The sequence below is a fragment of the Eudoraea sp. genome (assembly GCF_049669105.1).
Taxonomy (GTDB): Bacteria; Bacteroidota; Bacteroidia; order Flavobacteriales; family Flavobacteriaceae; genus Eudoraea.
The window spans coordinates 1-1,966 of the sequence record NZ_JBATKE010000049.1 but is presented as its reverse complement, the minus strand read 5'-3'; the positions used below and the strand labels follow the sequence as shown (position 1 = coordinate 1,966).

Genomic DNA, 1,966 nt, shown 5'->3' with positions numbered 1-1,966 from the left:
ACAAACCGAAAATGATTTCGGTTTCAAATGGCTCGCCTTGCAAACGCTAATTTCTCGCAATAAATCGAGAGATCCGCACTAAAAGCTCGCCATCCAGAACCCGCCAAATCATAGCCAACACGTTGTAGTACATTATGACCGACATCATATGAAAGGAGAATATTATAAAACAAAAGAGTCTATTGATGAGTATATCAAATTAGCCAAAGATGTTAACGGAAGTCAATTGATTGAAAAACTTGAACAAGTTTTGCCTGTCAATTCAGTTTTGCTTGAAATAGGTTCAGGTCCAGGAACTGATTGGAAAATTTTGAATGAATCTTATAATGTTATAGGTTCTGATAATTCAAGAGAATTTTTGAAGCATCTAATTGCTGAAAACCCAAATGGAGAGTTCCTTGAGTTGGATGCAATCACATTAAAAACTAACAGGAAATTTGATGGAATTTATTCCAATAAAGTAATGCATCATTTAAAAGACAATGAATTAATTGATTCTACTAAAAGACAGTATGAAATTCTAAATTCCGGTGGAATTATCTGTCACTCTTTTTGGAAAGGAAAAGGTTTTGAAATTTTCAAAGGGCTTTTTGTTAACTATCATAATGATGTTAGTCTTAAAAGAATCTATAAAGAATATTTCGAGATTATCTCAATCGAAAGTTATAAAGAGTTTGAGGATGACGATTCCCTTTTGATAATCGGAAAGAAAAAATAACGCACTACAACACCATGTATAAAACATAGCTAGTAAATTCTAAATCAAAGGTTAGTGCTTATTTACAAGCTTCCGCCAAATTTTTAATTTGGCTTTTAAAATGGATAAGATAAAAACAAAATAAAAAAATTCGGCTCTGTGCTAAACTAAAAATGTAGTTCCTTTTTACACGCTACGTTTCATACACAAGACCGTTGTAGAACATATTTAAATTGGAAGTAATGAAACAAATGACAAAAATTATTATTCTGGTTATATTATTAATCGGTTTCCAAAACTTATTTGGGCAAAATAACAAGACGCTAATTGCGGAAACAAATTTATTTGCTGCGATAGCAAATTCGGAATTCGATTTAATTATACGAATAAACATGGACATGAATGATGAGGAAGTAGAGTCCCGAATTGATGTTTTACAGAGTTTTAACGAAGACATTAGAATAGACTACTCACGGGATGAATCTGGAAATATTAAATCACTTTCAAGTTCTGGAGGCAAATCTGCAGGCTCCTGTAGATCCGATGATTTTGGTTTTCTTATAATTTCATTAAAAGATAATCAGTGGAAAGGATGTATGATTTCGGATAGAAAATAAAACTTTTTTGAGTAATCAATGAAATACGTTCTACAACAAAACCTATAATCCATTGCGGTTGGTTTTCCTAGACCACGCCTTTGGCGTGGCAGGCATAAATCCTTAATTTTATGTAATGGCTTGGTTTTGGGCGGAAAAATCAAAATGAATTTTCCCGCAACGAGATCATAGCTGAACCATTGTGTGCAAGTTGAAAAAAAATCGATGAATAAAATACTGATTGCATTATTTACAATTATCTCTTTCAATTGTCAAAGACAAGAAACCGAAAAATACAATCTCGGATTTGAAAATCAAAAAGACGAAAAATCACTGTCCGATGGATGGTTTAAATGGGGGAATTATGAGTTGAGGATAGATGAAAATGCTCATTCGGGTAAAAAATCAGGGAAAATTACATCTGACCAATCTGGGAATTCCTTTGGAAGTATTGCTTACGAAATCCCAGCGAATTACAAAGGCAAATCCATAAGACTTGATGGCTATATGAAAGTTAAAAATGTGGAAAATGGTTTTGCAGGTTTGTTATTAAGAATAGATGGCAAAGAAGGTTCATTGGCGTTTGATAATATGCAAAGACAAAACATAAAAGGAACAAAGGATTGGCAGAAATACAGTATCACTCTCAGCTACCCAGAAGAAGCGGAAACAA

Annotated in this window: 2 protein-coding genes and 1 pseudogene; all 3 read left to right on the top strand. The window is 33.1% G+C overall.

What is annotated here, in order from left to right:
• The first annotated feature begins 148 nt into the window (after positions 1 to 148).
• Positions 149 to 718 carry a class I SAM-dependent methyltransferase gene (locus tag WBM60_RS03715; protein ID WP_424261590.1) on the top strand — a complete coding sequence of 190 codons (570 nt, stop codon included), beginning with the start codon at positions 149 to 151 and terminating at the stop codon, positions 716 to 718.
• A gap of 221 nt (positions 719 to 939) precedes the next feature.
• The gene (locus tag WBM60_RS03710; RefSeq protein WP_424277398.1) at positions 940 to 1,314 is read left to right on the top strand and encodes a hypothetical protein; all 375 of its coding nucleotides are present in this window, start codon (positions 940 to 942) and stop codon (positions 1,312 to 1,314) included.
• A gap of 204 nt (positions 1,315 to 1,518) precedes the next feature.
• A pseudogene (locus WBM60_RS03705) lies at positions 1,519 to 1,966 on the top strand (S41 family peptidase); the annotation flags it as partial.